This window comes from Salinispira pacifica (genome assembly GCF_000507245.1).
GTDB classification, from domain to species: Bacteria; Spirochaetota; Spirochaetia; order DSM-27196; family Salinispiraceae; genus Salinispira; species Salinispira pacifica.
In genome coordinates, this window is sequence record NC_023035.1 from 684351 (window position 1) to 709401 (window position 25051).

The following is a 25051-nucleotide window of genomic DNA, read 5'->3' on the forward strand; positions in this document are numbered from 1 at the left end:
ACGGCGGGAGGGTTTTTTGTATGCCCAGCGAAGCGCAGGCATACCCGACCGGTTGGAAGATACCGGTGTCGCCTCGTTCAGGAGGAAGACAATCCGAATTGCAAGGGCGCAGCTGGCAACGGTTGGGTCTGAAGGAAGCAATAGGAAGTGAACAGCACATAGCGAAAGCGAACCTGATACGGCACAACAGGGGTGGTAAGCGTGCAAAATAGCGCGAAGCCCGAAACCTGAACAGACCTGTAGTGTGTTTGAGGATGGCGTTGTTTACAGGGACTGCGCACAGTATCTGGGGAAACCTGTTGAAATCCCAGCAAAGGGTAGGGAACGACAAGCAGAAATGCAAGTCAGATCGAAGTTTCAGCAGGTGGCAGATGAGTCCGTAGTAGTGAGTAAGTTCCGGCCAGTGAAAGCCAGTAATGGTGTGGAGGAGAAAACCGGAATGACCTCGTCCCCGGTGACGAGGACTGCATTCAGGCCAAAAGCCGGATGCGGATGCGAAGGGACGAAGTTTTTAGTAAATCTTGTTTCGATGAAAAGGCTGGTCGGCAGCTACGCTGCCTGCTCGCCTATGCAACCGAAGGAGCGTGAAGCCTAAACAGAAAGTTGCTGGAAAGTGAGCAGAGTATGTGGCCACGGCCGACTGGGGAACCAGGAAGCTGAGCCAGAATACCGTTGACCTGAGTATCTTTTTGACCAGCTGAATATTGCCGGAAAATGGCTAAGAGACAGCTGCAGAGGAGAGAATGAGCAGGAGTTTCACCGCCGAGGTTTCAAACGAAAGAAGATGCAGACACAAGGAAATCGTAAAATCTGGTACAGCCTCTACGGCAGGATGCTCGAGAGACCACGGCTGGAGGCCGCTTTCAGGAAGGTGAAGGCAGCGAACGGAGCCCCCGGAGTAGACGGAGTGAGCGTCAAAGCCTTTGCCGACCGTCTGGCGGAGCAACTCGATGTACTTGTGAAGGAATTGAAGGACAAGAGCTACCGACCGCTTCCAGTCTTGAGGGTGGAAATACCCAAAGACGGGGGAGGAGTAAGGAAACTCGGGATACCTTCGGTTCGCGACCGGGTAGTCCAGCAAGCCTTACTGGACATTCTAAACCCAATATTTGACCCGGACTTTCATCCGTCCAGTTACGGATACCGACCGGGCAGAAGCGCACATCAGGCAATTGATAAGGCATCTACGTTCATGCGCAGGTATGAATTGGAATGGGTAGTGGATATGGACTTGTCGAAGTGTTTTGACACACTGAAGCATGACTTTTTACTGACTCAAGTACGAAAACGAGTTGCCGATGGAAGCATCTTGAATCTCATACGCCTCTTTCTTGAAAGTGGTGTGATGACGGATGCTGGTGAAGAGAACACTGAAGAAGGGAGTCCCCAGGGCGGGGTGATTAGTCCGCTTCTCGCGAACATCTACCTCGACTTCTTTGACCAGTGGAGCATGGCACGAGGGTATCGCATAGTTCGCTATGCCGACGATATCCTCATCTTTGCTTCATCACAAAAAGGTGCGGAACGTCGGCTTGCAGCTGCAACGCATTTTCTGGAAGAAGAAATGGGACTGGCTGTGAATCGTGAGAAAACTCACATTACAAACCTGTATGAGGGGGTGCGCTACCTTGGAGTAGTAATCTCTCGTCACCACACCCGGATTCAGGAAAAGAAGGTGAAAGCCTTCAAGGACAAGGTCAGGAAACTGACCCGACGCAACAGCGGGAGACCGCTGGGATCGACAATTTACGAACTCAATCCAGTACTACGCGGGTTTGCTAACTATTTCAGGATAGCAAATTGTACGAAGGTATTCAGGGAGCTGATGAGCTGGGTACGCAGGCGATTGCGGGCTATTCAGTTGCGACTTTGGAAACGCTCTTCCCGGCTGCACCGCCGATTGCGGCAGCTGGGATTTCAAGGCGAGTTCAAACACATCAAGATGAGTTCGTGGAGATCGGCTAAAAGTCCGCTTGCAGCCATGGCGCTGCAAAACAAGCACTTTGAAGAGATGAATCTGTTTTCTCTCGACAAGGTACAGGTCGCAATTTCTGTCCGGCAGCTTGCTGGATAACTGAAGACAGGAGCCGTATACGAGGTCCGTACGTACGGTTCTGTGAGAGGGACAATAAAGGAGGTCATTCCTCCTTTATTGCCCTACTCGATTATGGTTCTACACTGAATCACCTCTCATTTCATAAGATGTAAGGAAGTACTATGACGAATATTGGAATTATGGGCCTTGGGGTATACACCCCGGAAACCTTTATGGATGCCTCGGAAATCTCTGCAAAGAGCGGTATTCCCGAGGATGTGATCCAGAAAAAATTCGGGGTTGAAAGGAAGCCCGTACCCGGGCCGGAAGACAGCACAAGCGCCATGGGAATTGCAGCCGCCAAAGATGCCATAGAAATGGCAGGCATTGACCCCAAAGATATCGATGTGGTGATTTGGAACGGCGGTCAGCACAAGGATTATCTGAACTGGCTGGCAGGACTCCATGTAGCCCGGGAGATCGGGGCGGACAACGCCTGGAGCTTCGATATGGAAGCCATGTGCGGCTCCATGATGGCGGGTATGGAAGTTGCCCGCAGCCTGATGATCGCCAATGAGAATTACAACACCGTTTTGCTGGTCAGCGGATACCGCAACGGCGACATGGTGAGCTACGATGTAAAAGAAACCTCCTTTATGTACGATATCGGTGCCGGCGGTGCGGCCATGATTCTCGGCAAAGGACATGATGCAAATGAAATACTGGGCACCGCATTCCGCGGTGATGGAAGCTTCTCCACCGACTGCGTGGTGAAGGCCGGCGGAAGTGCCAATTGGCCGCCAGAACCGGAAGACATCCACAACATGCATTTTGTTATTGATGACGTGGACAGTTTCAAAAAGAAGCTGGGCGAGCGCACCCTGCCGAACTTTTACACGGTAATCAGGGAGTCCCTGAAAAAGGGCGGGTTGTCCGATAATGATATTGATTACCTGGCCATTCTTCACTTCAAGCGAAGCACCCACGATGTGGTATTGAAGGAACTGGGCCTGGAAGAAAAGCAGACCACATACTTGAACGAATACGGCCATGTGGGCCAGAACGACCAGATCATCTCCATTCTGGAGGGGATTAAGAGCGGAAAAATCAAGGACGGAGATAATATCGTGATGGTGGGCGCAGGCATCGGATTTGTCTGGGCTGCGGCCACAGTTCGCTGGGGAAAAAAGAAGTAAGTCTGAGCCGGGGTGGGGCTGGGCGGGTGCAGATCAAAAGGCATATTGATGCCCTCCACAGCTACACCCCGGGCAGCGGGCCCGGCCCTTGGGCGGGCCGGGCTGAAATACCGGGGCCGTGAATTTACCGCTGCCCATGTCCGTCAGACGCCATTAATAATGGAACGAAGCTCCCACAAAGGGCATTCCATCTATGAGACGAAGATCGGGGCTGAATTGTACGCTGCCCTCTTCGATATTAGCCCTGGCGGCCTGGGCTGCACCCTCGGCAGACCAGTGAGCAAGAAGCCAGTTGACAAATAGCCCTCCCCAAAAAACCCCTGACGCGGGCAGCAGCTCAGCATAATCCAGGGTTTCGAAGTAGGCCTTGGTTTCCCCGGCATTATCCAAACTGTTCTTCAGCTCCTGGGGAAGAAGATTGTAGGTTCCCAGGGCGGTACCACCCACGATGGCGAGGTGCATGCTCAGCTGTGCAATTCCCAGGCCGGTTTGACCGGTCTTCAGCTGTCCGGTTCCGGGAATCAGAAAAGAAGACTTGGCCATGCGTTTTACATACATCTCTTCCTGTTTCCGTATAGAAAGCTCCTCTGCCAGAATTACCAGGTCGTCAAACAGGATCTCATCCAGGGTCTTCCCCTGAAGATTTGGTGACATGGAAAAAAGCTCCCGGGAATCCAGCGCATCTGTTGAATCCTCGGCGAAAAGTGTCATTGGAACTATCATAACCAATAGTATTATGATCGTCTTTTTCATACCTGCTCCTTTGGAGGTGAATTTGACTCTACTACTAAAATAGTCATAATCCGTGGGGTTGTCAGCTTTTCCGGAATGCAGGCAGCTAAATGATGAAAGGTCTGAGGCGAAACATCTCCTGCTCGGCCTCTCTCATCAGGCCGACCCGGCTCCATCACCCCGGGTAATGCATTCACCGGCCCGGCCCTTCAGCGGGCCGGGCGGTAAACCTACTCGTCTTCCATAGGCGCATTTTTCTTCTTACGGGCTTCCATCCACTTGTTGAGAATGGTCAGTTTTGCCCAGCCGAGCAGAACGACGCCTACACCAATCAGTACCCACCAGTACCATGCCATACGTACCTCCTGACCTCTTCGGGTCTTATTACTGCCCCTGACGGGGCTTGAGCTGCCTGCGCAGCGCGAATCCAAGTGCAAGAAGGGCGATAAGCCCGCTGGCGAATGTCAGCGATGCAGCCAGGGGAAGATCGCCCATCCGGGCTCCGGTGACGTACAGGTCCTCGAAGCTTCTGAACATCCAGTAATTCGGGAAGGCAAAGAAAAGCCAGTGCCAGCTGCGGGGAACTGCGATGCTCACAAAGGGAAGGGTGAAGTAAATCATCATCACCACCTTGAGTGCAGCCACCGCCTGGATCTGGTTCTTTGCAATGCCGCCCACCAGCAATGCCACCAGCAGGGGAAGAGGCGCGGATGCCAGCAGCGCTGCCATCAGATGTGACGCCGGTACCGTTCCTCCCATGAGAATGTAGTGTCCCGCTGTGCCCGCTGCCAGCCCGATGATCCCGGCAAGCAGCCCCCGGGAGGCAAAGTAATCCAGGGAACGCAACGGACTCACGGTGAACGCCTTGGTGACGTTTTGCTCCTTTTCATCCACCATGGCAAATGCCACTGCCAGGCCGCCGATGAGGCTGGCGAGCATCACCATGCCAACCGAAGCGTATTCCCGGATGGGCGAACCGCTGCCGGTCTGTTCAACCTCATATTCGCCTGAGAGGGAGCCGCGGATTGCAGCGGCGTAGACCGCCTGCATGATCGCTTCACTGTCTCCCTCTTCGTTTCCTTCCAGAAGTATCTCCAGGCTACCCGACGAATCGAGAAAAAATCCGCCCACGCTGTCGTTTCTGGCCACCCGGTCCCGAACTGCATCGGCCGTTTCGTAGCGTTCCACCATGCCGTAATTCTCAAGGGCGTCTGCAAAGTTACCGGCTTTCTCAATGATCTCCGGGCCCTGTGAATCGGAGATTTCCGCCGACAGCTGTGCGGCATCGGCTGGAACCTGCACCGCATAGGTCAGCACAGACCCCTGCACACCCGGCAGAAAGAGCCGCAGCCCGATGGCCAGCAGAATGGGAGCTGCGATTACATAAACTACCAGGCTGTCCCGAAGGGCATTGGTTATATCAATTTTCATCAGTGTAAGAATTCGTTTCATATCAATCTCCCTGTAATAGCCGTGCCCGCACGCTGAATGCAGCGAATACTGTGGCGGCGCCCAGCCAAGCCAGCCCGGTGAGCAGCGTCCGGGTGATCAGCTGCGGATTCCCGGTGGGGAAGAGTGCTTCCCGCAGCGCAAAGAGAAGCCCGTAGCTTGGGATGTAGGACACCCACAGCGGTGTAAACACCGGGTAGATGTAGCTGAAAAACGGCAGCATATTCAGAATCAGGACCGCCAAGCCGGGAAAGAACCAGCTGCTCAGGTTATCGAACCATGCGGCGAAACCCAGGCCGAACACGGTCATAAAGAGACTCGCCCATGCGATCAGTGCGATCACCGCCGGCCAGTTGACTCCCAAGCCCATTCCTGCGGCAACTACAACTATGCCGTAGCTCAGGGAAAGGAGGAGAAACACTGCGGCCTTGCTGATCAGGTAGGGCCAGAGGCCTGCGGGAGTGATGCGGTAGGCCCGGATGGTTCCCTCCTGCTTTTCCTGAAAGACAAAGACCGCCACCAGGAGAAAGCCCAGAATACCCACCTCCAGAGCGAGGAAGACGGGCAGTCCTGCCAGGTTGACCGGGATAATTTCTGCACGGGGTCGCAGGCGCCGGACCGGAACCGGCTCAAGGTCTGCGCCCTGGAGGGTGCGCAGAGCGGTATCGATTGTGGCCTGAAGCAGATTGATGCTCTGCCGGGGGATTTCCCTGGGCTGGGTGATGTTCACCTCAGGTTGTTCTATGGTGCCGTGCACCGTTATGCCGATGGCATTGGGGTTCTCTTCAAGCAGTTCGTCCAGCTCCTGTTGTGATTCCGGCAGTCCCGACAGATCCGCTCCCATCTCAACCAGGGCTTCTCGAAGGGGCGAACCGGGAATTGCGTCGTAGAGGTATTCTCCCGGGCCTGTGGAAAACTCTTCGGGCAAAAATATCACCAGGGCAATCATCAGCAGTGCGATGCCCGCAACCACCGCCGCATGTCCGTTGCGCCAGATGAGTTTGCCGTCCTGGGCCAGCAATGTTGTGACTGCACTCATGCGAGCCCCCTTCCGGTAAGCTGAATAAAGATCTGCTCCAGTGTTGCTTCCTGGCTGTGCATTGTCTCCACCTTCCCGCTCTGAAGCAGTTCTGCGATGCGCGTGCCGTCCTTTTCCGGGAACAGCAGCTCTTTTTTCACTGTGCCGTTGATCCTGTGTTCAACCGCCACCGATTTCTCTCCGTACTGGAGCTTCAGGTCCCGGGGGTATCCATGGCCACAATTTCACCTTCATTGATAAACGCCACCACGTCGCAGAGTTCGTCTGCACTGTGCATGTTGTGGGTGGTGAGAAAGATGGTGCAGCCCGCCTCCCGTTTCTCACGGATGATGTTTTTCACTCCCTCGGCGGTGGCCGGGTCAAGGCCGCTGGTGGGTTCGTCCAGGAAGAGGATGTCCGGGCGGTTGATCAGGCTCCGTGCAAATACAAGACGCTGCTTCATCCCCTTGGAGTAGGCGCTTGCCCGGCGGTCGGCCACGTCCTTCAGCCCCACCATATCCAGCAGCCGCAGGGGATCCTCGGTTTCGTTTCGGTAGAGCCCTGCATGGTACTTCAAATTCTCAAGGCCGGTGAGTTTGCCGAACACATTGGGATGTTCAAAGCTCACGCCGATGCGGTTATAAAACTCATCTCCCTGTTCCGAGAGGGTCCGACCGTCATACAAAATCTCGCCGTGCTGCAGTCCCAGCAGCCCGGTCATGATCTGCTGGGTGGTGCTCTTCCCGGCTCCGCTGGGTCCCAGAAACCCGAAAATCGTTCCCTGTTCAATGGAGAAGCTCACGTCCTTCACGGATGGATTTCCCTTTCCCTCGTAGTCATGTGTCAGATGCCTTACTTCAATCATGTTTCTCTCCTGTAATCAGTTCGATAATTGAATCGTCAATCAGTGTCAGCGATCCGTCGCTCAGCCCGAGAATTCGCTCAACCGACCGTTCATAGACCTCCATTGCCACGTTGATCTGCTCCCGTGCTTCAGGGCTTAAGAGCCCGTGACCGGATTCCCCGGAACCGGAGCCCCCGGGACCGGATTCTCCGGAACCCAGCCCGGATGCGAAGGTCTGTACCACCTCTGTGCCGATGCGAAGCACGAAGCGGGCTGTTTCTTCAGGATGAACAACATCCATGCTGCCTTCCTGCCGGCCCTGCTCAAGAATTTGAGCAAGAATGGGTGCCACCCGCTCAACGCTGCGTTCGCTCAGACGGGAGCGGAGCAGAATGTTCCCGTCGCTGTAAAAAACCTGGGCGATTGCTATCATCAGATCTCTGTTTTGTGCCTTGAATTGATTGGTCTGGGCAAACAGGGCATTCAGTTTCTCCACCGCAGACATTTCCGGATCGTCCAGGATCGCCTGGGCACCGCCCAGCGACTGTTCGGCGGCCCGTTCGGCAAGTTGGTCGAGAAGCTCCTCCTTGGACTTGAAGTAGTGGTAGAACGCACCTTTGCTCACACCCACCGCGTCAATAATTGCATTCACACTGGTCTGATCGTATCCCTGCTGCATGAACAGCGTCATTGCGCTGTTCAGAAACTCCGTCCTGCGTTCTTCTGGCTCTTTTGCTACGTACACTCCATCCTCCATCTGCTGTACCAGGTAAAAACCGACCGTCGGTACGTACCAGCGGTCGGTTTGTAATATAGGCCCATTCCAGCCCTGTGTCAACTGAAATAGCGTCTGCAGATCTTGAGTTTTTTGGAAATTGATATGTCCGGGCTGAGGCGGCCCGATCTACTTGAGAAGATCTATGTGAGAATACGACCCAGCATTTCTTCCAGCTCGAGCCAATCGTTCTCGCCGCCGCTGAAGTAGCGTATCAGGAGAAAGCCGAAGACCGCGGCAAGCACCTGGTTTACCCGGTCCGGACCCGCAACCGGCGACAGCCCGTCCCGGAATCCCCGAACGGCGATGGCAATGGCCTCATCCTTCCGTACATCCGCGGGATCCCGGGTGCCGATATAATCCAGTATGATCCGCACTTCGCCGGGGAACACCGACTCCCAGTCCTGTGCGAATTTCACAAGGGCCTGAATCGGGGCTGCTTCCGGTTGAAGACTGATCTGAGCTACCCGGGCCGAGCAGGCAAGAAAGAGGGCTTTTTTACTGGGATAATAGTGATACAAGGCGCTTTTCGACATGCCCAGTTCTTTGGCCATTTCCCGCATCCCCACACCGGCATATCCCCGGCGCCGGAACACCTGTACCGCACGATTTGCAATATCTTCCCGGTAGGCATCGTGGTCAACAATCTTCGGCATGCATTCCCCCTGTATCTATCAGCATTCCGGTCTGAATTCATTTTCGGCACATGGCGTCAGTACATCCATGGTATGAGCTTTTTGGTACGTGATGCGTAGTCCTCAAATTCCCGGCCGTACTTTTCAGCCAAATATGCATCCAGCCGCGGGATGTGTATCCACACAAACATTGCCGTCATGATCACAGGTATGGCCGCTGATATGAGGGATCCGGTCATCAGCGCCAGACCCGTCGCCCAAATCATATCACCAAAATAATTGATATGCATGGATACCGAAAACAGCCCGCCGGTGTACAGCCTGCCCCCATTCTCCGGCTTCGCTTTGAAGCGTTTTCTTTGATATTCGGACCAGGAGTTAATGAAGCTGCCCAGAACGAACAGGACCGCCCCTGCAGCAGCGCCGGCCCCCGGGGCGAACCGTTCCCCAGTGCGGACAGCCCGATGGTGAACTGGATGATCCCGATCCACACCCCCACCACTATGGCCTCCGGCGGATCGATCCGTCGCGGCAGAAGAACCAGGCTGGTGAGGGCCATGCGCACAAGCAGCAGCGAAAGAGCCACCGACACCAGGATCTGGCGGGCCGGCACGATTGCATGTCCGGGGAAGAAGCCCATAAGATCTTGAAGGGCGGCTGCCGCAGGAGCATGCAGTAGAAGAACAAGAACCCCGGTCAGGGTGACCAGTTGAGCCATCAGCCAGAGCAGTGTGACTGCCGAAAAATTTCTCTTTTCAGAATTCATGGGTTCCTCCTGATTCACGGTTTTTTCGTTCTTCGCACCGTTCTTCTGATACATTGACCTGCGTTGCGCTCTCACGTCCCGGCCCGGGAAGATTGGACCCGGGCCTGTATGGCTCCTCCGGAAGCAGGTGGCCCAATATCAGCTTGAGATAGAACAGCGGAATGAACCACTCCAAACCTGCGGGAACCTCCGCAAGCCGGGGCAACAGCACCACCATCGCGCCATACAGACCGAATGCTGCAGGGCGCTTCAGGTACAATGGGGTGAGCAGCACAATTCCCGATCCTGCAATTAGCGCCCCGGATAAAATCAGCAGCAGCGTCCAGCGTGCATCACCGTACAGAAAACTCACCACGGCAATATGAAGGAGGTGAGCCATTTGAAACGCCATGTGGGACCAGGCGCTCCGGTCCTGCCTGTGAAACCAGCGTTTCGCAGTTGATGTAGCGTTGGTTATGACGCCTCCGCCGATATCGAAGGCGAGAAATATGGTGACCGCCAGCAGCCATACAGGTCCTGAACTGCGGCTGGCATACCAGATGCCCGCAGCCCCGGCCGAAAGTACAGCTGCCCCGAATTGCAGCACCAGTTCTGCCTGTTCCGGTCCCGGACCCGTCAGCTGATCCAGAATTCCGGCAGGCCCCGTTCCTGGTTCAGGAAAACGCCAATTGCTATGTGACATACCCCCACACTCCTTTATAGACCGATTGGTCTATAATAAGGTTGATGTGGTAATTTGTCAATTGATGAGGGGAGGGGGAGCAGCACACCCGGCGGAATTTCAACTCATCAACTCAACGGATTCGCTCCCGGGCTTTCAGAGCGCAGCAACTATTGCTTTCATTCCGGAAACCATCATCTCAAGAGGCATGAACGGAGTTCCGGAGCGTTTTTCGCCCATCTGATCAGGCAAAAGCGGCACATGAATAAAGCCGGATATGAGAGCAGGATTGTAATGTCTCAAAATGTAGAAAATATAATTGCACACATATGTTCCGGCGCTGTAGCTCAGTTCGCCGGGTATGCCTTCAGCCTTGAGTGCATCAAGCAATTTCAGAGTCGGCAGTCCGGTAAAATATGCATCCGGACCATCCGCTTCGATGACCTGGTGTCGCGGTTGTGACTGTGAATTATCCGGAATTCGGGCATCCATGTAATTTATGGCCACTTTTTCAATTGATATGGAGTTGCGGCCGTCAGCCACCCCGGTGCAGATTACCGCATCGGGCTTCTGCTCTTCGATTGCCTCAATCAGCACATCCCCGGATGAAAAAAAGCTGGTGGGAAGCCTGAGTGCTGCAATGCTGTTTCCGCCGACAGTGTCCGGCATGGATCTGGCCATCTCCCAGCTGGGGTTGATATTATCAATGCCGAAGGGATCGAATCCCGTTAGTAGAACTTTCATACTCCCATCCTACTTGAATAACGGGCATGGGTATACGCATGCCGGCCGAAAGAGGAAATAATGAAATTTTACCTATCATCCCATATAACTGCTCGTAGAGGTAGATTAGGGCCTCCTGAAAAAACCCTATGCTGCCATATTACCATACCCCAATACCACGGGGAAATGAGACTTCGGAATTTTTCGGCTGCGCCGTATAGCTATGATAAAGACGCAAAAAAGATCCATGCGAATCTTTTCCAGGTTCATCACCAGCATGACCATGGCCACCTGCGTTTCACTGGTCTCAGAAAGCTTTGTCATTAATCGACCCATTGAGTACCGTCGTTTTGCTCTACCGAATGTCCCTTCAACGGCTATTCTATCCAGCTCATCCTGACGGGTCTGTTTCCTTCGTTCTCGATTTTCTCCACGATCTTTCGGTGGACGACCCAGTGGTGGACCAGATAATCTGATTCCCCGTTCCTTGCACCAATTCCGGTTGCCCCTGGTGCAGTAAATCTGATCGGCGTGTATTGATTCCGGATACACGCCATATCTCTGTTTGTAATTTTCAGCCTGCATGACTAAATCTCCAGACTCGTTGTATGGATCCCATGAACAGCGATCGATAAACATGTACCCGTTAATATTGGCGGATGAAATCTTCATGCCGAACTCCACCGGGGTCCCGGCTTTTCCCCTGACTATTGGGCGAATATGGGGTTGGGAGATACTCACAACCCGGCCCGATATTCGATGATCTTTGGATTCATACATCAGTGCCTGCTGGCGAAAGACTTCCGAGATAACCAGCAGATTCCGGTACTGCTGCCGAGACAGGCTATTCAAGCCGACTACCGTCGCTAATTGCTCTATATGCCGGAGATTACGGCGTATGTACCCCAGCTACTTGCGTATTGCCTTGCGCATCTTGTTCTTGCTTGCTCTGCGCTTTTTGATGACCGCCAAAAAATCCTTTCGCGCTTTCTGCCGGTAGGTTCGGGGTTTTGTCGCCCCCTTGGGCCGTTCTGCGTGAAGAACGTCTATGATGGTTTCCAGTTTTTCCCGGCTCTCATTTAAAAGGGAAAGGTCTGTGGGATATCGAATATCACCGGGTACGCAGGTGGCATCAATCAGCAGCTTCCCGCTATTTTCTACCTCAGGATTTTCTTCTTTTTCAGCTTCCGTATCATCTTTCGTTTTTTTTTACGTTCTTCGGCAATTATCATTTCATTTGCCCGGGAAATCATGTCCATGCTGATTCGCTTTCTGAAATGAACCATCCCGGATGCACGGCCGGGCAACGAGCGTAGCGAGTGACCAGGCATGGATGGATCAAAGGGAGCTTCATCCTGGTACCCCTGCATCCCATTAAGATATTGCAAATAGTGATTCTCGCGAATCTGTTCCACAGTTTCTTCATCCGTAATTCCTAATTTTTCCTTTATAATCAGGGCACCCAATGCTGTACGGAAACGGATCGCCGGAGCGCCTTGCCCGCTCTCGATAGCAAACTGTGAGGCATATTCTGCTTCTAAATCCTCCCAGGGAATTAAATTGGCAAGCTGTACCCAGCGGTTATTGGGGTTCAGTTTTCCGCCAAACGGTACATAAAAATCCTGAAATGCAAGCTGCTGTGAATCTTCACTCCGATACATATTCCCCTCCCACTACAAAAGCATGTGCAAGGGTTTTCGGCCACTTCTCTAAAAATCCTTGCACTTCATGCACAAATTCTAGCAGCATTTCATTTATATGTATAGGGTTAAGGTTTTTTCAGGAGGCCCTAGATTAAGGATAAAATTCACTCAGTTCCTGGATGAGAATATAATCCATCCACTCATGAAAACGGGTGAATGATTCTCCTGTGGCATTTTGCAGGTATTCGTTGGCCTGTTCTTTCTCAGCATCGGTTCCGGTCCATGTCAAATAGACAAGCTGCTTAATCAAGGCATGTTCATAAAGCTCATATAGATAATTCCGCAGGCTTTCAACCGACTCAAAACCACTAAAACCTCTGTCCACAAATTCACGTGTACCCAAGTATGCGATTTTCTGAATCGGCTCAAAGAGGTACGTATCCATTGCATCAAAATATGTTAGGTTGCTCGAAGTAAATAGAAAATACTCGACTAAGCGATCAACAAATACCTCATAAAAAGACTCGAATTGCTGGATAACAGATACATCCTCTTGTGAATGAGCATACTCAAAATAGTTCCGATAAAATTTCTGATAGAATTCATAATTCAATTCATTGGCATATCGTATTTGTTGATATTGTAGAAAGTCAGAAATGTATGCATCCGAAAAGTCGATCTTGTTGCCCATAACACTGAAAAAATCCGGAAGCCTCACACTGATTCTCATGCTAAGAATAAAATACTCTATGAGGAACTCGAATTCTTTTCTGTTTGAACCCAAGATCTCAGGCTTTGGATCTATTGATAGTATATTCCCACGATTCCTATTCTCCCAGTCCTCACGGTCTACAGGAGGAAAAAACAGGTGGTCGATTACAATAGACGAGTAGCCCGACTCCAGAGTATTAAAGTACAGGGATGGAACCTCTAAGTTGCGTGTTTTGTAAAGATTGGTGAAATAACGTAAAGTTGTATCATACCCGCCTGCCTCCAAAAAACTTCTCATTGAGTGGTCCAATGACCATGGTTCATACTTAACGTGTGCATTACCGATAAACACAAACACTAAATCATCCGGATGCGCTTCTAAAATTGATGATAGATTCTCTGTCAGCATTATTTCTCTATTCTGGTAATGAACTGTTACTGCATCGATTATTTCTATAGGGGTCATGCTTTCAAAGTCGAAAAGAGGAAAGCTATCATCGATAAAATGGGGGATTATTTCTATTCCATGTTGATTTCCAATATCCTTAATCTGATCTATTTTCCCGAGGGTGTATCCAAGCCGGCTGAGTTTCAGCCGGTTATAGTCTGTGAATAATGTGTTTTGATCCCATTCATTAGTGTCATCGGAAATGAAACTCTCCAAGTCTTGAGATATTTCGAATGCAAGATGGATGTTTCTTTTTTCGTATTGAAGTTGAACAAAGTCTTCAAGAAACCGAAAAAACAGATTTTCCGGGAGTATTCTGCCGTGATCAAAATCACCAAAAAAAATGATTTGAGAATCTTCGGCTAGTGAACTGATGTACTGAACATCAGAATTATTGAAATTAAGATCTATCTCGGAGTGCACTGAGGCAGATGCGAAAAGAAGCAGCAGGACATAAAATACTGGTAGACGAATGTTCCAATTATCGCAGCACATATATATTTCCTCTCAATGTAGAAAACTGGAGAACACATTGAATGCAGTGCTTCTCTCGTTTGCTACTCACTGGTTGTGTACGAGTACTCCAGGATCAGATAGGTACTTACGGAAACATATGGTAAATAAATGTCTTCATCGTCAAGTAATCCAATATTCAGCAAGACCGGTCGGTTATCCATGAAAGTGATCCAAAGATATCTGATATCGTCGCCCTGTCTCAGGCGAAAAATTTCTGAATCTGGAAAATATGCACGTACATGATAGGGTCTGCGCTCAAAGTGTGTATCTATCCAAAAATCTTCTGTATATTGTAAACGATTCGATTCACTAAAATACTCATAGTTATAAAAATCTTTAAAATCATAATCAGAGATATACGTATACATGGTATTGAGCAATTCAAATTGTACAGTATTATCGTCCAAAAAGCTGATGAGTACCTCGTCTGTGCTGTCAATGTCTCCCGAAGAACTGTTACTGGCAGTAGCAAAAACATCTTCAGTGTGCCCTCCGTTTATGGATGTTACGAACCCCTGTATTTGCCCTGATATTTTCATTTGTAAATTGCTATAGCCATTCCAGGCATCTTCCACATCATCAACACCTTCACCCCATGGAGCGGCGAAGATGGGGAGGGCCATTATCAGTATCAGAAGTATTGTACAATTATGCTTTTGGGCTGAGATTCTCATACATGTGTCCTTAAATGATAAATTAAATAAATTTGCGTTATAGATGTGTAATCGTATAATACGGAGCCTTTCCAGTCAACCGCAGGCTCCCGGCTGACAAACTCCGGTCTGCTCACTCAGCGATCTGTCCGCTGAGCCTCATTGCATCGAGTAATGCCCGCATTTTATGAGCTTGTTCCAGATCCTGATTTTGATACTCCTTAACTCCGAAATTTTCGCTCTGATAATATCCGGGTTCCTCTCCCGGCGGATTTTTGCCCTTGGGAATAATGCCTGCGAAGTGGACAAACAGACTACCGCCTTCCTCTTCCCATACTTTCAGCAGGCTGCGGTAAAGGTTGTACATGTTGCCATGACTGTTTACCTGATCCCTGGTGAACCGGCTTCCGGTGAAATGCTGACCGCCTTCATAGGCCAGCAAAGGGAGCCCGAACTCCGCTGCAAGAGCTGCATCTGAACGAATTTGATAGCGCATACCGGGCTCCTGGCTTTGAACCCCGTATGGATCTCTGCCTTCAACGTACGCAATGGCATCATCAAGAAAATCTCCGGGACCGCTTCGGCGAAACCCGTAGTCGCCCTCAGGTTCTCCCACATACGGAGCCACAGCGAAGGCATCTGCCTGGTATCCGGCGGCCATGCCCTCTTCTTCACCCGTATACAACGGCGTTTCCAATAGATAGCGGGAGGGAAACCAATAGGGCATGGATGCGCCGATCTGCCCGGCGAGAACCGAGATTATCCGATCCGGCCGGGATGCAAACACATCTCGAAAGATATCAGCTATTTCGATGCTGCGGATTCCCTGCCAGCTATAGATCATCATGAGTTCATTTACCGGTTCGCCGTCGCTGTAGCCGGTCACGGTACCCTCCACCCCCTGCCAGCGGGATCTGGCCCGGGTCAGGGCATAATCTCTGCCGAAGGAGTAAGGCTCCGCCCAGTTCCACAACTCGTTTCCCAGCTCCAGATACAGTCTGCGATCCGGATCCAGTTCCGCCCGCATCAGCTCTGCCAGAGACCGTACAAAATCATCGTCAGCAGCCACCGGAATATTCAGCCAAAGATCCGAATCACTGTAATTGGCCAACCAGGCCGCCGCCTCAAATGGTGCACCCAGGGCTCCCCCCCAGTGTGAATATTCAGGAGATTTCCGCTGTTCCCAGCTGATGCCCGGACCGTATATCAGTTGTTCGCCTATGAGGTGAAGAGGACGAATGACACGGAACGGTGTAATAAAATCGATGTACTTCCGATTAAAGGGCCTGCCGTTTCCTGACTGCTTCGCCTGAGAGAAATATCTCTTATATAGTCTCCCGTAGCTTCGGGATCGTTCGCTTCAATGATGAGGCTGAGATATCCTTGGCCATCATATATCACCTCAAATTGGGAGTATTCATTCCCGGTGTCGATCTCCCGAACAATGCGAGCCCCCTCAAGTCGAATCTCGCCCTGACCTCGGTAGCTGAGGGTCAGCGTCTCTGCCGGAATGCTTCGATAATCATCGTCGATGAGAATGGTAACCAGGCGATCAGCGATCATCCGGTTGTCCAGGGTCATGGAGATCGGCCAGCCTTGTGAATCCTGCTGCACCTTGTGACGGTACTGCCCCATCCATTGTCCGTCGATCACCGGCACCCACATGCTGCCCGCTTCCGTGTTTCCGATCTCGTTTTCAAAGCCCGCCTGCTTAACCAGATCGTTGAGCATCCATGCACTCATCCAATAGTTAATCGGTGCAACTGCATTGCCTATGGAAATCGTGGATTGAGCCGCAGCTGGAGTATCCCGGGATATGCCGGCAGATGGAGTCGCCGGATCTCCGGCACAGCTTATGAAGGCGAAAAAACAGAGAATAGAAAAGCAAAAGATAATTTTCTGGTTCATACCAGAGAGTATAGCTGTGGTCACGGAGAAATACAGGGTGTTACGCAATTGTGCCGGTGCAGGCAGGCCATGAGGTCAGTGAGTGCACACCGGCACTCCCTGCGATTCTTTGTTCTCTATTGGCCTGCGTCCCGGTATTGGCCTGCGTCCCGGGCAGCCCGGTCCGCGTCCTGACGGCATTGTACGCCAAGGATGAATTGCTCAAGCACCTTCCGGTACCGGGTTTCGAAATCGATGGCGAATATCCTGAGACGGGGATCTTCCAGCACCCGGTTGTGCACTTCGCTTCTGGTTGCCATGGGCATGAGCCCGGTGACCAGGGCCAGCTGCATGGTGGGAAAATCTGCCAGGGCCTCGGCGGGATACCAGGGCAGCCGGCTGCGCACGATCTCTGCAATTCTCAGGCTGATATCCGCCAGATGAAGCTTGAACTCCCGCAGCAGTTCCTCTCCGGCGTTGTCGTCCAGGGAGAAGGACATCAGCGGCAGGAGGCGGGGCAACCGGGGCTGGGCGGTAAAATGTTTCACCCACCAACCGGCGAACGCGGAACTTGCACCGGGTTCGCCCCCTGTTTTGAGGGCGGCTGCGCTCATGCTGTCCGATTCCATTTCCCCAACCCAGGATTCCAGATCCCGCTGAAGGATGGCAAGGAAAATTTCTTCCTTGCTGCGGTAATAACGATAGAGGTTCGGGCGGGTAAATCCGGCCCGCTTGGCGATCTGCTCCAAGCCGATGCTGTGATAATCTGCGCTCAGGAACAGACTGCCGGCGGCATCCTGAATTGCCAGAATGCGTTCGGCTTTCTGATCCTCACTGCGGGCTCTCTTCCAGCTCATATGCCGTACGCCATTCGGACAACTGCATCGAATACCCGATCCGACAACCAGCGCCGCAGGGTAAGCAGCAATTTGGCATTGCGTCCGGGAGCGTATCGGGTCCGCGGGCGGCGGCTTAATGATGCATGGGCAATTGCCCTGGCAACCACCTCCGGTGCAGACGGGCGGCCTTTGGTGTACGCATTTTCCATGGTTTGTACCGTTGCTGCGGTAAGGCGGGCATAGGCTCCTTCACCGGAGGCCTTCCGGGCCGAATCGGCAGCAATGGATTCCCATTCGCTCTGAATGGCCCCGGGCTGAATCACCGAAACGTCAATGCCGAACTGACGCAGTTCAAACCGCAGGCAGTCGGAAAAGCCTTCCACGGCATGTTTGGTTGCGTGGTACCATGCGCCAAGGGGGGTATAGATCCTCCCGCCCATGCTGCTGACGTTGATAATCCGGCCGGATCCCTGTTTTCTCATCAGAGGAAGGGCCAACTGAGTAAGCCGGGCAAGCCCGAACATGTTCACATCGAATTGTCTGCGGGCTTCAGCGAGTGTTACATCCTCCACCGCACCGTAGGTACCGTATCCCGCATTGTTTATCAGGATGTCCAGCGATCCGGCTTCCTCGGCGATGGCTGATACGGCGGCGGCCATGGACTGTTCATCGGTGACGTCCAAACCTAATGGCCGAGCTCCCTCAGCCCGGATATCTTCCATTCTTTCAGTTCGCCTGGCTCCGGCGTACACGGTGATGCCCCGGGACAATAACTCCCTCACTGCCGCCTTGCCGATGCCTGAAGATGCACCGGTCACCAGCGCGACGTTATGTGTTGTACCTTTCCTGTTCATGTGTCTGCTCCTTAAATTACATTGTGTAACTAAAAATAAGTTACGGGGTGTAATTAGTCAAGATTATTCGGGGGAGATATTGCTTTATGGGTCATTTTTTGGAGACCTGCGCCGGCGAGATAAAAGATTTAACAACAGAACTCTCATCTGATCCTTCTCATCGGACCACCAAGTCTGATGTTTTTCCTCCGGCAATTTTTTCTTGAAACAGGCCCGGAATCGATAATGACAGAATGGCATGGATTGGGCGGCCTTCTGCTTCTTTTTATCACCGCAGGTCTCCCTTTAGGCGCTGTACTTCTCGTAAAAGGATCAGCTCTACTTGCATTCCGTCGAAACGTCATTCACGGATTGCTCCTTTTGTTCCTTCTGGAAATCGGCTACTTTCTATTCCACGCAGTGCGGTTACTACAGGACTGGTCAGTTCCATTTGTTTTTTTCGCAGTTTCGGGATATCTGTACATCACTATATTCATAATTCTGGTCCTGGCATGGATGCGCACGCGGAAAACGCTGGCTGGCAATGTACGGGAGGTTTCCGATTATATTCTCTGCGGAGGTATCAGTTTTTTATCAGCAGCGTGGCAGACCTGCGGCATGGTAGGAGCCCCCGGTTTTGCCCTGCAACCGGAAATAGCCTTGGAGCTGGGTAATCGATCCTTTATTCTGGGCCAGATACTCATTATGCAATTTTTTCTTTTGATGGGGTTCGTGTTCTTACTCGCCGCAATGCGCCGACTCAAGTTCAGAAACGGCAAAGCAGATTCGAAGAACCGCCAGGTGCCCCTCAGGCATTAAACTGCAACAAAGCACTGAATTTCATCTCCATGGAGAGCTTCCCTTTTCTGTTGAAGTAACGGTACTACTGCGATTTGGTTCCGGACCGCATAGCAAAACAGGAACGGTAACCGGAGTCTGCTATTTTTGTCCGCTGTATTCCCGCAATTTAACACCGGTGATGAAAAGCAGAAGAAGGTCCTGAAACACAGGACGGAGGTGAAGCGTGGAACGATTCGGTTGCGCCGAAAGGTAAATGGATTTATGGTGAAGGAAGCGGTGGTGTTAGGCTCTGCTTGGAAGTGAAGTGTGGCTAGGCAAGTTGCATTATGCGGTCCAGATTATTTGACCTCATACAGTGATTTGACCCTATAAATGAGATTAGTGGATGCAGCAAGGTTGCACTCAATGAGGATTAGATGAACGATATTTTACAGAGATGGTGTGAAGACAAGATTGCAAATTCGAAATCGCTTGATTTAGCAAAGATGGAAATCGTGAGAGGATTGGACGGTCTAATCCAAACTTGGTCGGAGTTGCGATCTATTACCCGAACAGAACTGCTCAGACAAGTTGAACGTTTTTTTCAAGTTCGAGAACAGGAAGTTCTTACTACTATCCCCCGGTCTTTGCAGAATATAGACCCGGTTGATGAACCTCTGAATGCTGACTCCTTCTGGTACACATATAAAAAAAATCTTGTGGAGAAAAAATGGCCGGAAGATGAAATTTATAAACTGGGAATTTCATGCAGGAAAATAGCCGCAACTCTGAATTCAGCAGCAAGCGAAGAAACTGATCTACAGGACCCTCCTCTAAGGGGACTGGCTATCGGACACGTTCAGTCCGGTAAAACTGCAAGCATGGCTGGTGTCATTTCGCTAGCATTTGATTATAACTATGATTTGGTGATTGTTTTATCCGGAACGATTGAATCTTTGAGGAAACAAACTCAGGTAAGACTGTCTTCTGATCTCCGAGGTGCTTCAAGCAGAACTCTGGTTGTATGCGACAGATTGAACAGAAAGCCAATCTGTTTACCTCAGAATATATTTAGCGGTAAAAATTGCGTCTTGAACGTCTGCTTAAAAAATTCGACAAGGTTACGCCAAACTAAGAGATGGCTGGAATGGGTTATAGAGTCCAAGTATGAACCAAGAATTCTGATAATTGACGATGAAGCGGATCAAGGAGGTATTAATACTCAGGCAGACCGTAATGAAGTAACAACAGTGGCAAAATTAATTCGCGAGATTGTCCATATTCATCCAGTTAAAACCAGTTACCTTGCATATACCGCGACGCCTTATGCGAATCTGTTGAATGAGGCTCCTGATGCTGATAACGGTCGTTCGCTGTATCCTCGACATGCCATCTTCGTTTTGGAGCCTGGAAAAGGGTACTTCGGTGCAAAAGAGATATTTGGAATGTCTTCAGATAGCTTTGGTGAGGAAAGTGAAGATGGATTGAATATTATTCGTTATGTGTTACCAGATGAAGTAAAGCAGATACAGAATATTCAAAAGTCTTTGCTTTCGGATGATCTTCCTGAATCGTTGAAATATGCTATTATCTGGTTTTTATGTTCAGTTGCAGTTCGGCGCTATCGTGGTCATGGCCCTCAACCTACAACAATGCTCATCCATACCAGCCACAGGACAATTCACCACACTAATCTTGCAGAGTCGATTCAGGAGTATTTGCAAAGTCTTAATTCATCCAATCATAGTGTTGAAAAAATAAAAAAGGTCTGGGATTCAGAAATGGAACTAGCACCTGATCTTATTTCTGAATTACCTGAGTTCGAAAAACTCGACTTTTCTTTTTTGTTAAATAAAACAATGGGTGATAGATCACCATCTGATTTCCATTCTGGAATTCATTTTTGTATAGATAATGGAAATCAATCCAGAGAGAATCGTTTAAACTACCCTGATGAAACTTGGCGAGGTGATTTTTCTCCGGCTTTTATAGTTATTGGAGGAAATACTCTGGCACGTGGCTTAACTCTTGAAGGGCTTGTGAGTACATTTTTTCTCAGAGTCAGTAAAACATCGGATACATTGATGCAGATGGGACGTTGGTTTGGTTATAGGCGAGGTTATGATGATCTTCCAAGGATATGGATGACACCAGCCACCGTAAGTATTTTTCAGTTTATTTCAAGAGTTGATCAAGAATTGCGGGAACAGATTAAGACCTCAGTTCAGGATCCTTCCCAGATGGCACCAGTTATTCTGCATAATCCTGATATTATCCAGATTACTCCAAAAAACAAAAGAAGTGCAGCTTCAAATGATATCTCGTATGGAATTAGTGCTCCACAGACAATATATCTTGCGAAAGATCCGGCTATTTTGCGAAAGAATATTGAGTTGACGACAAGTTTTGAGAATCTATTGCGAGAGTCATATTCAAAAAATGTAAACCCAGATAAACCGTGTGTAATATATCGTGGTGTACCAGTGAACATGATATCCGAGTACATAACTAATTTCGTATTTTGGCAGAATCAACGTGCGTTTCAGAATCCGCAAAAGCTTGCAGAATGGCTGGTTGATTCACATAATAAATTCAGTTGGAATGATTGGAATGTAGTCTTCGTTAATCCGGATAGTGGAGAAGATTCAGGGTTAGAAGGATTCAGCTTTACTTGGAGAGTATCAAATAGGAGCGCTGTTTATGATAATGATAAAATGCAATCCTATATATATATCAAATCACTGAGGGGTCCTGGAGATATTCTATTAGATTTGGACATCCCTGATGATTTAACAGTAAAAAATACTGCACAGGGAAGGCGTGAATATCTTACCAGTAAAGATATTAAGCAGCCCCTTCTGTTGCTTTATATGATAAATAAAAGCAGTTCAACGAGGAAATCTATATCGATGGATGACCTCTTAGCAAAACCTGAACAAGATAGAACCAATAAAAGGGTTAACTTGTCAGAACCCGAACATATTATTGCGCTCTCTTTATTTTGGCCGGGGGGTAAAGAACTGAGCACAAATTATATTCAAATTGATCTTGACGGATTTGTTCAGCCTGAGTCAGATGCGGATATTAATGATGCTGAAGATGAGGACTCATGAGAAGATTTGCTACTCCTATCCGGCCGAACAGTTTTTATGGTCATACTATTTTGGAAGAACTTCCTAACACGTTTGGTGAAGATCCTACCCCTTTGTTTATTCGTGAAGCTGTTCAAAACTCACTGGATGCTCATGATGAGATAAATGTGACAGTCAGTATCGAACTTAAATTACGCAAGGTACCAGCAGACGTTTTGAATTCTGTATTCGAAAAAGCAGGGTTTTCCACGGATAAAGAACACTTCTTTTTAGAGTTTTCTGATTTCGGTACATATGGTCTAGATGGTGCTTTGCAAGAACCTGAGTCACTCGATGATATGGGGCGGTTCTGGCGCTTTGCATTATCGATGGGAGTTCCACAAGCGAATGATGATGCCGGTGGCAGCTGGGGAATGGGAAAATCCATTTATCATCTTATGGGATCTGGATTTATCATTATTTACTCTCAGACTAAAAAAGAGAATCTTTCACGGTTATGCGCGAAGTGGATAGTTGATGAGCGTGATACTGAACGTGCATACCTCCGGGATGTAGGAACAGGCATTGCCTTCTGGGGTAGTAAAGAAAATGTTCCACTAACTGATATAAATGAAATACGACCTACATTGAGTAATTTGGGGTTGTCGATCCGGAACGAGCCTGGTACCAGTATATTTATCCATCTTGATCATGATCCTGAAAAGTATGGATTTAATGACTTGAAAGAATTTGAACAGAATTTTCTTAGGCACTGTTATCAGGAAGTATATCGATGGTATGTAATTCGACTTGGAGATAATTTTAAGCATAAACTTACTATCAGGAATTTGCCCTATCATTATAAAAGATCATTCGAGCGCAATCCATCTTTTTATCTGTTTCGTAATCTGTTTGAGACAGCATATGGATATCTTAAACAAGACGAGTCAGAAAGCAAGGATGATAGTGATATTAAGATTGTTCCTCTTAAAATTAAGAATAAAAATATAACTGCTGTACTTGTTTATCGCGATCTGACAAGATCTGAACTTCTGATGCAAGCCCCTGATAATTTCAAATCTCCGGTTGAGTATCTCATGAATAATACTTCACAGGAATCCAGGTCTGTTTGCGGCATGACTCGTGCTGCAGGGATGATTGTTAAATATGATTCTGCTCTTCTACCTGAACCTGGAAACCCTGATGAGTATCGAATAGGCTTGTTGCTGATTAATCCGGAATGTGAATTAAAAAAGCCTGGATCAAGAAGCCAATATATTAATGCAGAGTCCTATTTTCGTGGTTGTGAAGGAAAAGATCATTCCGGTTGGGATGACAGTTTATGGAGCAAGATACGTAAATTTAGAGAGCAATCTAATTATGCCAGAATGTTATTCAGAGAAATAAAGAATTTGTTTAAAGACCATGATGGTACTCAGAAAATTGATGTTTCTCGTGATATTGCTCAGGGACGAATTGCAGGAGACTTGATACTAGGAGCATTCGGATTCGGCCATAGTGGACATGCCCAGTCTCCTGATTATTCCGAACACTCTCCAAACGGAGGGAGCTCCGGTGGTACGAAATCATCAATTAAGGAAGTGAAGATTCACATGATTCCAAAGGAAGGTATAATTGTATTCTTGGTGGATCTGGAAGTCGCGAAAAATCAACCATTGTTGTTGCAAAGTGTCGCAAAGGTTGAAAAGAAATACCTTACTCGAAGGTCATGGACTGAACAGTTTGATATTAATCCTCCCTGGAATGAAGCTTACGATGGATTGGTGAATGACCGCTATAATATGACAGATAAAATTGTGGCAACAGACGATGGTATCAAGATCCCCGCCGGAAAGAGGATGGAACTCTCAATACTTATTCGTGTTGAATCTTCTGACACACGAATAAAACTAGGTATCAAGGATCTATTATTATGAAGGTATTCAAACCATTCCCGATCATTGACGAAGCTGCATTCATCACTGAGTGGACAATTTATAATACTTCATTGCCTTCTGAGGAACCTGTTAAACTCACCCCAGGTTTCAATTCGCCGTTAGTGAACAGTAATTGGACCTCCAGTCATGGGGTAAGAGTAGAAGTCACTACAAAATGCACTGATGGACGGATTTTCAGGGATATTTTACCGGAAGGAATGAATTCAAATAATTCTTTGCAAGCGAATATTCAACTTGTCAGTCGAGTTCCATCTTTTAGAAGGGCAAGTAAGTATTTTGTGTTCGATCAGGGTTGCTCAGAGTTTGATTTGAGTATGAGCATACATTCATTTTACGTGCCTGTAACAATTCGTTTTCGCCTTGTGATTTTGGACACTGGAAAAAAAATCTGTGAAATATATTCTCCGGAGTTCTCATTCAGAGGAAGTGGCAGTGAGATCAGTATTTTTGAACATGGTGATGCCGACAGGCCTGTTTGGGATTGGAGTATAGAAACCGAGGAACCTGAATTTGATCAGTTTTCAGAAGTCTTCTTGCTGTCAATTTATGAAGGAGAAATGGAATATAATAAGGCAATATCAATATCGAGCGATTCAATTTATTTATCCCCAGTGCAACAAGGTTTTTGGGCTTCAATTATTTCAGATTTGTTTATAACGATCTGTACTCGTGATCCTGTTTATATTGATTTGATTGTCGGTGGTATAGAGGGTGAAGACTTTTACTCTGGTAGTGTAATTTCTGCTCTACATCGATGGTATCACCGAATAAAGAAGAATAAATCAAATGTTCAGCTTTCTGAGTTGATTAATGAGCCCTGTGAGCTAAGACGTGTTGTTTTTAAGCATCTACTGCAGTGTGTTGGGAGGAAAATTTAA

Annotated in this window: 23 protein-coding genes and 1 pseudogene; 6 read left to right on the plus strand and 18 right to left on the minus strand. The window is 49.1% G+C overall.

Annotated elements, in window-relative coordinates:
• Positions 1-784 precede the first annotated feature (784 nt).
• A complete protein-coding gene (gene ltrA, locus L21SP2_RS02990; RefSeq protein ID WP_024266491.1) occupies positions 785-2074 on the plus strand; it encodes a group II intron reverse transcriptase/maturase in 1290 nt (429 codons plus the stop codon).
• Between the two features lie 143 nt (positions 2075-2217).
• Positions 2218-3231 (plus strand): 3-oxoacyl-ACP synthase, encoded by a 1014-nt coding sequence (locus L21SP2_RS02995; protein ID WP_024266995.1) that lies wholly within the window; start codon positions 2218-2220, stop codon positions 3229-3231.
• A gap of 153 nt (positions 3232-3384) precedes the next feature.
• Here the strand turns inward: L21SP2_RS02995 and L21SP2_RS03000 are convergent, their stop codons facing one another.
• The 18 genes and pseudogenes from L21SP2_RS03000 to L21SP2_RS03080 all read right to left on the minus strand — a co-directional run bounded on the left by L21SP2_RS03000 (position 3385) and on the right by L21SP2_RS03080 (position 18385).
• A complete protein-coding gene (locus tag L21SP2_RS03000) occupies positions 3385-3984 on the minus strand; it encodes a hypothetical protein (RefSeq protein WP_041401076.1) in 600 nt (199 codons plus the stop codon).
• A 209-nt stretch (positions 3985-4193) separates the two neighbouring features.
• Positions 4194-4319 (minus strand): hypothetical protein, encoded by a 126-nt coding sequence (locus tag L21SP2_RS19005; protein ID WP_024266997.1) that lies wholly within the window; start codon positions 4317-4319, stop codon positions 4194-4196.
• A gap of 28 nt (positions 4320-4347) precedes the next feature.
• On the minus strand, positions 4348-5415 hold the full coding sequence (locus tag L21SP2_RS03005) for an ABC transporter permease (RefSeq protein WP_024266998.1): 1068 nt from the start codon (positions 5413-5415) through the stop codon (positions 4348-4350).
• Position 5416: 1 nt separating this feature from the next.
• Complete coding sequence (locus tag L21SP2_RS03010) at positions 5417-6451, minus strand: ABC transporter permease (RefSeq protein WP_024266999.1); 1035 nt, start codon at positions 6449-6451, stop codon at positions 5417-5419.
• On the minus strand, positions 6448-6621 hold the full coding sequence (locus L21SP2_RS18650) for a hypothetical protein (RefSeq protein WP_024267000.1): 174 nt from the start codon (positions 6619-6621) through the stop codon (positions 6448-6450). Before L21SP2_RS18650 ends, L21SP2_RS03010 begins: the two co-directional genes overlap by 4 nt.
• Before the next feature lie 23 nt (positions 6622-6644).
• Positions 6645-7295, minus strand: coding sequence for an ABC transporter ATP-binding protein (locus tag L21SP2_RS03015; protein ID WP_024267001.1), 651 nt, complete (start codon positions 7293-7295; stop codon positions 6645-6647).
• Complete coding sequence (locus L21SP2_RS03020; protein ID WP_169730413.1) at positions 7288-8019, minus strand: TetR/AcrR family transcriptional regulator; 732 nt, start codon at positions 8017-8019, stop codon at positions 7288-7290. Before L21SP2_RS03020 ends, L21SP2_RS03015 begins: the two co-directional genes overlap by 8 nt.
• 173 nt (positions 8020-8192) lie before the next feature.
• Positions 8193-8705 (minus strand): TetR/AcrR family transcriptional regulator, encoded by a 513-nt coding sequence (locus L21SP2_RS03025; RefSeq protein ID WP_024267003.1) that lies wholly within the window; start codon positions 8703-8705, stop codon positions 8193-8195.
• Between the two features lie 56 nt (positions 8706-8761).
• On the minus strand, positions 8762-9175 hold the full coding sequence (locus L21SP2_RS18500; protein ID WP_169730414.1) for a methyltransferase family protein: 414 nt from the start codon (positions 9173-9175) through the stop codon (positions 8762-8764).
• A 264-nt stretch (positions 9176-9439) separates the two neighbouring features.
• A complete protein-coding gene (locus tag L21SP2_RS03035) occupies positions 9440-10132 on the minus strand; it encodes a hypothetical protein (protein WP_024267006.1) in 693 nt (230 codons plus the stop codon).
• Positions 10133-10267: 135 nt separating this feature from the next.
• Positions 10268-10855 (minus strand): pyroglutamyl-peptidase I, encoded by a 588-nt coding sequence (gene pcp, locus L21SP2_RS03040; RefSeq protein WP_024267007.1) that lies wholly within the window; start codon positions 10853-10855, stop codon positions 10268-10270.
• Between the two features lie 126 nt (positions 10856-10981).
• A pseudogene (locus L21SP2_RS17875) lies at positions 10982-12495 on the minus strand (IS5 family transposase).
• A gap of 133 nt (positions 12496-12628) precedes the next feature.
• On the minus strand, positions 12629-14131 hold the full coding sequence (locus tag L21SP2_RS03055; RefSeq protein WP_024267010.1) for a hypothetical protein: 1503 nt from the start codon (positions 14129-14131) through the stop codon (positions 12629-12631).
• 62 nt (positions 14132-14193) lie between these two features.
• Entirely contained in the window at positions 14194-14775 is a 582-nt protein-coding gene (locus L21SP2_RS03060; protein ID WP_144082906.1) for a hypothetical protein, read from the minus strand.
• Positions 14776-14938: 163 nt separating this feature from the next.
• A complete protein-coding gene (locus tag L21SP2_RS03065; RefSeq protein WP_024267012.1) occupies positions 14939-15916 on the minus strand; it encodes a hypothetical protein in 978 nt (325 codons plus the stop codon).
• 107 nt (positions 15917-16023) lie between these two features.
• Positions 16024-16536: a hypothetical protein gene (locus L21SP2_RS03070; RefSeq protein WP_024267013.1), complete on the minus strand. Its 513-nt coding sequence runs from the start codon at positions 16534-16536 to the stop codon at positions 16024-16026.
• Positions 16537-16829: 293 nt separating this feature from the next.
• Entirely contained in the window at positions 16830-17549 is a 720-nt protein-coding gene (locus L21SP2_RS16785; RefSeq protein ID WP_024267015.1) for a TetR/AcrR family transcriptional regulator, read from the minus strand.
• Complete coding sequence (locus L21SP2_RS03080; protein ID WP_024267016.1) at positions 17546-18385, minus strand: oxidoreductase; 840 nt, start codon at positions 18383-18385, stop codon at positions 17546-17548. Before L21SP2_RS03080 ends, L21SP2_RS16785 begins: the two co-directional genes overlap by 4 nt.
• Before the next feature lie 225 nt (positions 18386-18610).
• Here L21SP2_RS03080 and L21SP2_RS03085 point away from each other — a divergent pair, with 225 nt between their 5' ends.
• The 4 genes from L21SP2_RS03085 to L21SP2_RS03100 all read left to right on the plus strand — a co-directional run bounded on the left by L21SP2_RS03085 (position 18611) and on the right by L21SP2_RS03100 (position 25051).
• Complete coding sequence (locus L21SP2_RS03085; protein ID WP_041401079.1) at positions 18611-19183, plus strand: hypothetical protein; 573 nt, start codon at positions 18611-18613, stop codon at positions 19181-19183.
• Positions 19184-19581: 398 nt separating this feature from the next.
• The gene (locus L21SP2_RS03090) at positions 19582-22257 is read left to right on the plus strand and encodes a Z1 domain-containing protein (RefSeq protein ID WP_024267019.1); all 2676 of its coding nucleotides are present in this window, start codon (positions 19582-19584) and stop codon (positions 22255-22257) included.
• Positions 22254-24152 (plus strand): hypothetical protein, encoded by a 1899-nt coding sequence (locus tag L21SP2_RS03095; RefSeq protein WP_024267020.1) that lies wholly within the window; start codon positions 22254-22256, stop codon positions 24150-24152. The genes L21SP2_RS03090 and L21SP2_RS03095 overlap by 4 nt, the downstream gene beginning before the upstream one ends.
• Complete coding sequence (locus L21SP2_RS03100) at positions 24149-25051, plus strand: hypothetical protein (protein WP_024267021.1); 903 nt, start codon at positions 24149-24151, stop codon at positions 25049-25051. Before L21SP2_RS03095 ends, L21SP2_RS03100 begins: the two co-directional genes overlap by 4 nt.

Excerpts from the sequence above, each read along its gene's own strand:
- ltrA (WP_024266491.1), top strand. The coding sequence starts at position 785 with ATGCAGACACAAGGAAATCGTAAAATCTGGTACAGCCTCTACGGCAGG.
- L21SP2_RS02995 (WP_024266995.1), top strand. The coding sequence starts at position 2,218 with ATGACGAATATTGGAATTATGGGCCTTGGGGTATACACCCCGGAAACC.
- L21SP2_RS03000 (WP_041401076.1), bottom strand. The coding sequence starts at position 3,984 with ATGAAAAAGACGATCATAATACTATTGGTTATGATAGTTCCAATGACA.
- L21SP2_RS19005 (WP_024266997.1), bottom strand. The coding sequence starts at position 4,319 with ATGGCATGGTACTGGTGGGTACTGATTGGTGTAGGCGTCGTTCTGCTC.
- L21SP2_RS03005 (WP_024266998.1), bottom strand. The coding sequence starts at position 5,415 with ATGAAACGAATTCTTACACTGATGAAAATTGATATAACCAATGCCCTT.
- L21SP2_RS03010 (WP_024266999.1), bottom strand. The coding sequence starts at position 6,451 with ATGAGTGCAGTCACAACATTGCTGGCCCAGGACGGCAAACTCATCTGG.
- L21SP2_RS03015 (WP_024267001.1), bottom strand. The coding sequence starts at position 7,295 with ATGATTGAAGTAAGGCATCTGACACATGACTACGAGGGAAAGGGAAAT.
- L21SP2_RS03025 (WP_024267003.1), bottom strand. The coding sequence starts at position 8,705 with ATGCCGAAGATTGTTGACCACGATGCCTACCGGGAAGATATTGCAAAT.
- L21SP2_RS03035 (WP_024267006.1), bottom strand. The coding sequence starts at position 10,132 with ATGTCACATAGCAATTGGCGTTTTCCTGAACCAGGAACGGGGCCTGCC.
- pcp (WP_024267007.1), bottom strand. The coding sequence starts at position 10,855 with ATGAAAGTTCTACTAACGGGATTCGATCCCTTCGGCATTGATAATATC.
- L21SP2_RS03055 (WP_024267010.1), bottom strand. The coding sequence starts at position 14,131 with ATGTGCTGCGATAATTGGAACATTCGTCTACCAGTATTTTATGTCCTG.
- L21SP2_RS03060 (WP_144082906.1), bottom strand. The coding sequence starts at position 14,775 with ATGGCCCTCCCCATCTTCGCCGCTCCATGGGGTGAAGGTGTTGATGAT.
- L21SP2_RS03070 (WP_024267013.1), bottom strand. The coding sequence starts at position 16,536 with ATGCTCAACGATCTGGTTAAGCAGGCGGGCTTTGAAAACGAGATCGGA.
- L21SP2_RS16785 (WP_024267015.1), bottom strand. The coding sequence starts at position 17,549 with ATGAGCTGGAAGAGAGCCCGCAGTGAGGATCAGAAAGCCGAACGCATT.
- L21SP2_RS03080 (WP_024267016.1), bottom strand. The coding sequence starts at position 18,385 with ATGAACAGGAAAGGTACAACACATAACGTCGCGCTGGTGACCGGTGCA.
- L21SP2_RS03085 (WP_041401079.1), top strand. The coding sequence starts at position 18,611 with ATGACAGAATGGCATGGATTGGGCGGCCTTCTGCTTCTTTTTATCACC.
- L21SP2_RS03090 (WP_024267019.1), top strand. The coding sequence starts at position 19,582 with ATGAACGATATTTTACAGAGATGGTGTGAAGACAAGATTGCAAATTCG.
- L21SP2_RS03095 (WP_024267020.1), top strand. The coding sequence starts at position 22,254 with ATGAGAAGATTTGCTACTCCTATCCGGCCGAACAGTTTTTATGGTCAT.
- L21SP2_RS03100 (WP_024267021.1), top strand. The coding sequence starts at position 24,149 with ATGAAGGTATTCAAACCATTCCCGATCATTGACGAAGCTGCATTCATC.